At 33.6% G+C, this 7,718-nt stretch carries 12 protein-coding genes; 7 read left to right on the forward strand and 5 right to left on the reverse strand.

The features are described from left to right. The 3 genes from FTU02_RS15905 to FTU02_RS15915 all read left to right on the forward strand — a co-directional run. Nucleotides 1–528, forward strand: a 528-nt coding sequence (locus FTU02_RS15905; protein ID WP_180157963.1) for a plasmid replication DNA-binding protein, incomplete at its 5' end; no start/stop codon positions are given. 12 nt (nucleotides 529–540) lie between these two features. Next, nucleotides 541–684: a hypothetical protein gene (locus tag FTU02_RS15910; protein ID WP_180157965.1), complete on the forward strand. Its 144-nt coding sequence runs from the start codon at nucleotides 541–543 to the stop codon at nucleotides 682–684. A gap of 351 nt (nucleotides 685–1,035) precedes the next feature. Further along, a complete protein-coding gene (locus tag FTU02_RS15915; protein ID WP_228284210.1) occupies nucleotides 1,036–1,242 on the forward strand; it encodes a 3-hydroxybutyryl-CoA dehydrogenase in 207 nt (68 codons plus the stop codon). Between the two features lie 105 nt (nucleotides 1,243–1,347). On the opposite strand, the gene FTU02_RS15920 is transcribed toward FTU02_RS15915, so the two are convergent. Together FTU02_RS15920 and FTU02_RS15925 are read right to left on the reverse strand one after the other, a co-directional pair. Continuing rightward, nucleotides 1,348–1,641: a type II toxin-antitoxin system RelE/ParE family toxin gene (locus tag FTU02_RS15920; protein WP_000221358.1), complete on the reverse strand. Its 294-nt coding sequence runs from the start codon at nucleotides 1,639–1,641 to the stop codon at nucleotides 1,348–1,350. After that, nucleotides 1,631–1,876 carry a type II toxin-antitoxin system RelB/DinJ family antitoxin gene (locus FTU02_RS15925; RefSeq protein WP_000246756.1) on the reverse strand — a complete coding sequence of 82 codons (246 nt, stop codon included), beginning with the start codon at nucleotides 1,874–1,876 and terminating at the stop codon, nucleotides 1,631–1,633. Before FTU02_RS15925 ends, FTU02_RS15920 begins: the two co-directional genes overlap by 11 nt. 166 nt (nucleotides 1,877–2,042) lie before the next feature. On the opposite strand from FTU02_RS15925, the gene FTU02_RS15930 reads away from it, so the two are divergent. Next, nucleotides 2,043–2,471, forward strand: coding sequence for an organic hydroperoxide resistance protein (locus tag FTU02_RS15930; protein WP_005108699.1), 429 nt, complete (start codon nucleotides 2,043–2,045; stop codon nucleotides 2,469–2,471). Nucleotides 2,472–2,477: 6 nt separating this feature from the next. Next, a complete protein-coding gene (locus tag FTU02_RS15935) occupies nucleotides 2,478–2,909 on the forward strand; it encodes a MarR family winged helix-turn-helix transcriptional regulator (RefSeq protein WP_005108698.1) in 432 nt (143 codons plus the stop codon). A 227-nt stretch (nucleotides 2,910–3,136) separates the two neighbouring features. On the opposite strand, the gene FTU02_RS15940 is transcribed toward FTU02_RS15935, so the two are convergent. From FTU02_RS15940 to FTU02_RS15950, 3 genes are all read right to left on the reverse strand, one after another. After that, entirely contained in the window at nucleotides 3,137–3,718 is a 582-nt protein-coding gene (locus FTU02_RS15940; RefSeq protein WP_257226769.1) for a hypothetical protein, read from the reverse strand. Nucleotides 3,719–3,895: 177 nt separating this feature from the next. After that, a complete protein-coding gene (locus tag FTU02_RS15945; RefSeq protein ID WP_180128730.1) occupies nucleotides 3,896–4,408 on the reverse strand; it encodes an SMI1/KNR4 family protein in 513 nt (170 codons plus the stop codon). A gap of 109 nt (nucleotides 4,409–4,517) precedes the next feature. Next, nucleotides 4,518–4,994 carry a hypothetical protein gene (locus FTU02_RS15950; RefSeq protein WP_218956203.1) on the reverse strand — a complete coding sequence of 159 codons (477 nt, stop codon included), beginning with the start codon at nucleotides 4,992–4,994 and terminating at the stop codon, nucleotides 4,518–4,520. A 674-nt stretch (nucleotides 4,995–5,668) separates the two neighbouring features. Here FTU02_RS15950 and FTU02_RS15955 point away from each other — a divergent pair. Further along, nucleotides 5,669–6,004, forward strand: a complete 336-nt coding sequence (locus FTU02_RS15955) for a hypothetical protein (protein ID WP_002124970.1) — start codon at nucleotides 5,669–5,671, stop codon at nucleotides 6,002–6,004. Nucleotides 6,005–6,601: 597 nt separating this feature from the next. Beyond that, nucleotides 6,602–7,519: a replication initiation protein RepM gene (repM, locus tag FTU02_RS15960; protein WP_100358203.1), complete on the forward strand. Its 918-nt coding sequence runs from the start codon at nucleotides 6,602–6,604 to the stop codon at nucleotides 7,517–7,519. Nucleotides 7,520–7,718: the final 199 nt, after the last annotated feature.

Consider the following 7,718-nt stretch of genomic DNA (forward strand, 5'->3'; position numbering starts at 1 on the left):
TTAGCTAAAAAATATGGAATTGCTCGTACATCAATTTATGATCGCATGAAGAACGGTTCTATCAGTTATGAAATTGATGCGAAGAATCGAAAAGTGATTGATTTTAGTGAAATGCAACGTGTTTACGGTACGCCTAACAGTCAGGCTGACAGTAAGCCTGATAGTAAGGAAAACGACAACACTACAGTTGAACTGTACAAGCAATTAATTGAAGAGTTACGGCACGATAAATCAGTTGCCGAAGAGCGTGAAAGACGTATGTATAAGGAGATTGAGCAACTCAAAGATAAGATTGACAATCTAACCTTAGCACTTGGTTATACACCTAAAAATATTCAGCCTGACAGTAAGCCTGACAGTACAAATGAACAAGTCCGTACAACTACAGACTTACAAGAAACTGTACAGCCGCCACAAGTTACGCCAATAGAAGATAAGCCTATTCAGCAAACAACTACTGCTGTGCCACAACCTAAAAAACGTGGCTTATTTGGCCGTGTACTGAATGCTGTTTTTGATAATGACTAAGGGAGAGAGATCATGCCGAAACTGAAAGACATTGCCTTGGGAATTATTGTGGCCCCGCTGCTGATCCCGATCATGCTGATTGCATCGTACCAGGATAAAAAGGCACTCAAAAAAGAGCTGGATGGACGCCAAAAAGAAAAAGACCAGGCATTCTGATTATTCAATTGACCTAAACAAAGTCGTGGAACATTGCTCACTTATTGAGCGTGGAACGTGACAAATCATTAAAAAAGCCCATTCGAGGGTAAATGGGCTTTTGAGTAGTATATAAGAGATTGATTTTTAAAGTAATAAAAAAAGCATTTCGTATAATCTGCATTATGTTAAATGAAGTAAAATTCTATAGATTTTAATATCCATAGAAATCTTTTAGTATTTATTTTTAAAATGAAATTTCCCATTATGAGAAAACCAATAATTTTTTCGATCTTATTACTAATTTGTTCCTTTTCATATGCGGATGACAATAAACAATGTGATGGAATTGCATATGCAGCAGACACCTTGATGACTTTTCATCAAATGGGTTCAGACGTAGAAAAAGCTAAAAGTATTTATAGCAACCTCTTCAAAGAGGAAGGTGAAATTTTCAATCAGATAGTAGATGAAGTAAAGAAATCACCTATCTATACCAAAGAGGAAGAAGCAGAAAAAGCTATAGAAGATTTTAAAAATAAATGGAAAAACTATTGTATAGAAAACAATATAAAATGATTCGCAATTAAATTGATGATCTGCATAGTGATTCTAAAAATTTCCTAAAATTAACGTAATACACGTTATACGAAGTCAAAAAATGGGAGCTATAAGCTCCCATTTTTAGTCTTTAATGCGCTTTTTAGCTTCGTCATAAACTATGCTATCAGCTCGTTTCCCGACTGTGATGAGCAAGATAACTACCTGATCATCTTTAACTTGATAGACAAGTCTGACACCAGCTTTTAATAATTTAATTTTATAGCAACCTGCAAGATCGCCTCTCAGCATATTCTTTGGAATATGTGGCTGCTCTATGACTTTGGCTAGTTTCTTCTTAAATTGATCCCGTATAGCAACAGGGAGTTTTTCCCATTCTGCTGTAAAGTCCTTGTGACGTAAAAGCTTATAAGTCATCTAATGTGACTTCCTCAAACATCTCTTTAGGGTCATTAATGCGCTTACGGACAAGAGCTAACAATTCTTCATCTTCTTCTGAAAGCAAAGCTTTTTTGACAGGTAGTTTCCCAGTCGTAGCAACATACTCAAGAATACTAGTAAAGAAATCTGTAGGTGCAATACCTTGTTCTTTAAGGATGGAATAGGATTTTTCTTTAAGGGCTTCATCGACCCTGAAGTTAACAGTAGCCATCATATCTCCCAGTTATTTAATGTACTAGGAGTACTGTAATGCAAATTGCATTACAAGTCGACTTCGTATAACCGCCATTATGTTAAATCGCATATAAAAAAATTTGACATAAATTAAATTTTATACAATTATATTGCACACAATATATTATTTAAAGGTAATTAAAATGAGTAATCTTTATTCTACCCAAGTTAAAGCAATCGGTGGACGTTCAGGGAATATTCGTAGTGAAGATGGTATCTTAGAACTAAAATTAGCTTTGCCAAAAGAATTAGGTGGTCGAGGTGATGCAACGAATCCTGAGCAATTATTTGCAGCTGGCTATGCTGCATGCTTTGGAAATGCCGTGATCCATGTAACTCGTAGCAATAAAGAACATAAAATCCGTGATAACGATGTAGAAGTCCTGAGTACTGTTGGCATGGTTGCTAATGGCAATGGTGGATTTTCCTTAACAGTACACTTAGATGTCACTCTTTCAGGTATTTCACAAGCTGATGCAGAGAAGATCGTGGAACAAACGCATCAAGTATGTCCTTATTCCAACGCTATTCGAGGTAATATACAGGTATCGACCACTGTCTATACCAAATAAAAAGCTATGTCCAAGAATCAGCTTTGCCTAGATGAGCAACTATGTTTTCCTATTTATGCTGCATCTAATTTAATCGTAAAAGCTTATCGCCCTTTTCTTACACCTCTCGGACTCACTTATCCTCAATATTTAGTGATGTTGGTTTTATGGGAAAAAGAATGTGTAAGTGTGGGTGATCTTGGACAAATTTTACACCTGGATAGTGGGACACTAACGCCCTTACTAAAAAGAATGGAAAAGTCTGAACTTATTAATCGATCACGTGATCCTAATGATGAAAGAAGAGTCCTTATTTCATTAAAAGAAAAGGGTCGAGAGCTACGAGCTGCCGCAGAAATGATTCCTAAAGAGCTGACTCAAAGTATTCAACTTGAAAATTTAAATAAACTAAAAGAAGAATTAAAGTCATTGGTTAAAGTGTTATCAGAGAAAATTTAAGAAATCTTATTATCTGGTGATATGAGTCACTATGATTCTGAAAATTAATTAATTTTTCTAAAATTAACATAATACACGTTATACGAAGTTTTAAAAGAGAGTATATGATGCTGATTTTTATTTATTTTTTAAATTTTAAAGCCTAAACCAGTGTCTAGGCTTTTTCATTTTGTATAACAGCTATTATGTTAAATAGGGTACTTGCATACTTCATTCCTCTTTAATTTCTACTGTATAGAATGAGCGTGTGAAAGGCACTGTGCTGTAGTTTCATCAAGGTTTTTTTCGATCTCGTTCCAACTATCGAGATATTCTTGAAATTTCTCATTCATAAAGTTTGAATGTAATGCTACCTGCATATAGTAGCCATCAATAACCAGGGCTATAAAATTTAGGTTGCTTTCAACAATGGCATATCCACCATTTTGCATTTGCAGAAAAGAGCGAGAAGCATAATCTAAATACTTGGCTTCTATTGGGGTCTTAGCAATCATTGCTGGAGAATATGCGGCAAAGATATTTTCACTCTTTACATTGTTCATAGGTAGCCAATAGAGATATCCATCTGTTTGCTTTAGGCTCTCACATAGCAGCTCATATAAGGCTTGATTACATTTTTCTTTATATCTATTTGAAAAATCTAATAAATTTAATTTTTTATTTTTAGAAATTATTGAAGGATCAATATAATTCTTATGATTAATCCATAAAGTAAATATATTAGAAATATCGGTATATTCCTTATTACTCAATTTTCCATAATAGGGCTTTAAGGGATCATTATCCTCAATCCAAGGTTCAGTTTTCATATTCATAGAACCATTCTCTAGTGTATTTAGACATTCATTTTAAAGTAAAGAAAAAACTAAAATATGTTATTAATTTTTATATGTTTTTTAAAACTTAAAGACCAGACTTCGGTCTAGTTTTTTTCATTTCTTATAACAGCCATTATTTTAAATGAGGCTTATATCCAGCATATAATTTTAAGGTTCCCAGAATTTATCCCCCTGAGTTTCATAAAATTTATTAATGAATTCTTCAAAAGTATTAGCAACAACGTACCAATCTTGTCTTTGATCTATAGGTAAGACAACAAAAATAGAGCCGTAATCATTACTATTAGGATCACATCGAACCAACAATAAGTCTGAATCTCCATAGAACTCTCCAATAATTAAGTCACTTTGAAGAGCGTCATTATTACGATTAATTTTATAAATTTTTGAAGCAAAAGTTACCTCCTCAATAGAATATAATTTTAAGCCCCATTGTCCGTATTCTTGATCTTTAAATAGATCTGCACCATTAGATACTGTATAAAAATCCTCTAATACTTTTGGTAAAAGTACTTGGGGTATTTGTGGGTAAATTTTGCTTTTTGGATTTAATGAACACTGTAAAGGAAAGGGACATTCCATACCTCTATGAATAGCTTTCTTAGGCTCAATCTCCCATTCATTATGTATTTTTTCTATAATTTCATGAACACTATTCATTTATTAAACTCTTAAAAATCCTTAACTTTTACTAAAATTAACATAATACGAGTTATACAAACCGTGAGCCATTTTCCTACGCTTTTTGCTTCGTGTAACAGCCCTTATGTTAAGTATTTGAAGATATTAAGTCATTGTTTCCACAAATGAATACTGCTTGAGAGCAGTCATCTAAGCTATCCATTAAAATTTCATTCATTCTTTTTTTATGAAAACTAAGAGTGGCATTACTTCCAAATTCACTTTCTAAATCAGATGATAAAATTATAGTGCACTCATCATCCCTTAGCTGATTCCATAAGTTTTGAACTAATTGAACTAATGCGAATCCGATGTTGATTATTTCATTCATTTCATACTGTTGATTATCCACGTAATCCTCGATATGAATCTTATTACTGGAGGCTTCAAACCCTGTTAGATCTCCGTAAACATCAGCTATGGCTTCGTAATTCACCTGCTCTAACCTATCTTTGTAAAAATTAAAGACAATAGCATCCGAATCCTCATAAAAGCCTTCTAGTATCATAAGTTCTAAAATTGAGGGAAGCTGGACATCATATCTGGATAGAAAGAATGCATCCATTTGGGAACTTTGAAGTATCACTTTTACACCTGGAATATTTTTACTGTTATTGAAATTAGATTTTTAGTATTTCTAAAATTAACATAATACACGTTATACGAAAGGCCCTATTTACGGGCCTTTTAATCATCTGATTAACATAAAATCTCTTATACGAAGTGCGGCTGGCTAACGCCACTATACAAGGCATCAGACCATACACTTTTTTTAGAAACCGCTGCTGCTGAGGATCTGAAGTGTTCTATGGCCCAGGAAAGAGATTGCGACACATAAGCTGTCATTGAACAGACCAGGGGGGACGGCTGGCTAACGCCACTATATAAGGCTCAAACCTATACACCTTTTTTTTAAATTACACCTTTTTTGATGATCTTTTGGCGTATCAATTTTGGCTATGCCAGAAACTCCGTAGGACAAGATTCCACGTTGAGCTTGAAAAGCGAATAAGGGGAGTAATGGTGGGCCGATCATGCTTGCATGTTGGTCAACATTACACATCTTGCCAATATCACTGAAAGTTCAATTGCACATAAACGCATATAATTGCACATCAAAATGAATAAAAACCATTTAAAAGCTTATAGTTGCAGATAATTTCATATAAAATCGTATAAAAGCTCTTAATTGCATATAGTTGCACATAATTGCATAAATTAAAGAAAGAGGAAGTCATTATGGTCACCAGACATGGCGCTAAGAAATTCATCATCTCTGTATTACCAGAAATAGAAAAACGGCTAGAAGCTGGTTATACAATTAAGGAAATCCACGCTGATTTACCTGAGCTAGCGAACAATATTTCTTACAGTTCAGTTTTACGAAATTTGAGTAAAATGGGAATCAGTGAAAAAAAGCCACATTCAAATAAAATAGAAAAATCAGTGAACTTGGATACTGCTTCTAGTTCTAGCCAAAAAATAACGAATGCTCAAAGAAATCTTGAAAAGCTACAGAAGCGACCTGAGAAATTTAAATTTGATCATGGAACAAATGATAAGGAATTAATCTAAGTCCTCTTTAAATATAGCTCTAAATGCTGCCTGTTTGCGATTTAAGCTCAAATTCACACTGGGAGGTACAGAACGAGTGTCTACGAGTGAAATCGCTGAAATTCGCGCTTAGACCCTCTGAAAAACAGCTTTTTAGGCTTTGAAGCCTAAATAAGCGTAAATCACATGCAGAAAATTGAGTCTAGATAGAGCGTAGCGAGTAAAAAAGCTCTATGAGCGAAGCGAATTCATCGTGCTTTTGCTTTTTATTGAAGTCACAACGAGATGAGCCAAAAAATTGCCCCGACGAATCGAGCGAAAGCGAGATTCAATAGAGTTTGAGCGTAGCGAAAACCAAGGGCAATTTTTCATTCCCTGTGCTTTTAATTATTTTAATACTTTTAAATGCTTTTAGACATTAAAAAAATATTTAAAATTAATATCTTAAATTGTTATAAAGATAGGTTTAAGGGGTTATAAAGATAGGTTTAAGGGGTTATAAAGATAGGTTTAAGGGGTTATAAAGATAGGTTTAAGGGGTATTTGAATAGCTAGATTATTGACTATTTAAATTAGGCGGTATATAACCTAGTTAGATTAATAAGTAACCTTGGAATTATGACAAATACCAATAAGTTAGTTGTAAAGGATAATGCTCTTATTGATGCCTCTTTCAATTTATCCCTAATAGAGCAACGGATTATGCTTCTAGCAATAGTTGAAGCTAGAGAATCAAACAATCTTTCCCCAGATACCCCTATAGAAGTATCTGTGAGCGACTATATCCATCAATTTAAAGTGGATAGCAATAATGCTTATGCCCTACTTAAAGATGCTTCTAAAACGTTAAAGCGAAGAGAGTTTAGCTATTTAGATAGGTATAAGGGCATAGAAGCACTTTCAACGGCTAATTGGGTTAATAAAGTGACCTATGTTGATAAGAGCGGTTTGATTGTTTTATATCTTAGTCATGAAGTAATTAGCTTAATTAGTAAATTAAGTGAACAATTCACAAAATACTATATTGAGCAAGTTTCTGACTTTAAAAGTAAATATAGTATTCGATTATATGAACTTATTATTAAGTGGTTAAGCGTTGCTAAGACTGAAAAATACAGTATCAATGATTTAAGATCAAAGCTTGGACTTGGTGTCGAAGAGTATTCAACTATGTCCAATTTCAAGTCTAATGTATTAGACAAAGCAATTAGTGAAATCAACAAACATACTGATATAACTGTAGATTATCAGCAATTTAAGAAAGGAAGAGTGATTACTGATATCCAGTTCTCTATTAAGTCTAAAGCTCGACCATCTAAACAAACTAACACTATCAAGCAATCTTTTTATCAAATGAATGATGCACAAATTAACTTATTTGGAAATCAGTTATCTCGTCTACATGAACTGTCTCATTTAGCAAATCAAGGTGAAAGCTATGAAGAATTAGCGATTAAAATTAAAGATATGCTCAGAGATCCAACACAGCAAAAACAACTTCTTCCACATCTTAAAAATCTAGGTTTTAAGGCTTAAGTACATTACAGTTCATGTAATGAGGGACTAAAACATAATTAAAGAACTATGCCTAAATTTACTGTTGCAGAATTAGCTAAAAAATATGGAATTGCTCGTACATCAATTTATGATCGCATGAAGAACGGTTCTATCAGTTATGAAATTGATGCGAAGAATCGAAAAGTGATTGATTTTAGTGAAATGCAACGTGTTTACG

It is taken from the genome of Acinetobacter sp. YH12045, assembly GCF_013419925.1.
GTDB lineage: Bacteria > Pseudomonadota > Gammaproteobacteria > Pseudomonadales > Moraxellaceae > Acinetobacter > Acinetobacter amyesii.

Coding starts and splice junctions, on each gene's coding strand:
- FTU02_RS15930 (WP_005108699.1), top strand. CDS start 2,043: ATGAGTAATCTTTATTCTACCCAAGTTAAAGCAATCGGTGGACGTTCA.
- FTU02_RS15940 (WP_257226769.1), bottom strand. CDS start 3,718: ATGAAAACTGAACCTTGGATTGAGGATAATGATCCCTTAAAGCCCTAT.
- FTU02_RS15920 (WP_000221358.1), bottom strand. CDS start 1,641: ATGACTTATAAGCTTTTACGTCACAAGGACTTTACAGCAGAATGGGAA.
- FTU02_RS15925 (WP_000246756.1), bottom strand. CDS start 1,876: ATGGCTACTGTTAACTTCAGGGTCGATGAAGCCCTTAAAGAAAAATCC.
- FTU02_RS15935 (WP_005108698.1), top strand. CDS start 2,478: ATGTCCAAGAATCAGCTTTGCCTAGATGAGCAACTATGTTTTCCTATT.
- FTU02_RS15945 (WP_180128730.1), bottom strand. CDS start 4,408: ATGAATAGTGTTCATGAAATTATAGAAAAAATACATAATGAATGGGAG.
- repM (WP_100358203.1), top strand. CDS start 6,602: ATGACAAATACCAATAAGTTAGTTGTAAAGGATAATGCTCTTATTGAT.
- FTU02_RS15950 (WP_218956203.1), bottom strand. CDS start 4,994: ATGGATGCATTCTTTCTATCCAGATATGATGTCCAGCTTCCCTCAATT.
- FTU02_RS15910 (WP_180157965.1), top strand. CDS start 541: ATGCCGAAACTGAAAGACATTGCCTTGGGAATTATTGTGGCCCCGCTG.
- FTU02_RS15955 (WP_002124970.1), top strand. CDS start 5,669: ATGGTCACCAGACATGGCGCTAAGAAATTCATCATCTCTGTATTACCA.
- FTU02_RS15915 (WP_228284210.1), top strand. CDS start 1,036: ATGACTTTTCATCAAATGGGTTCAGACGTAGAAAAAGCTAAAAGTATT.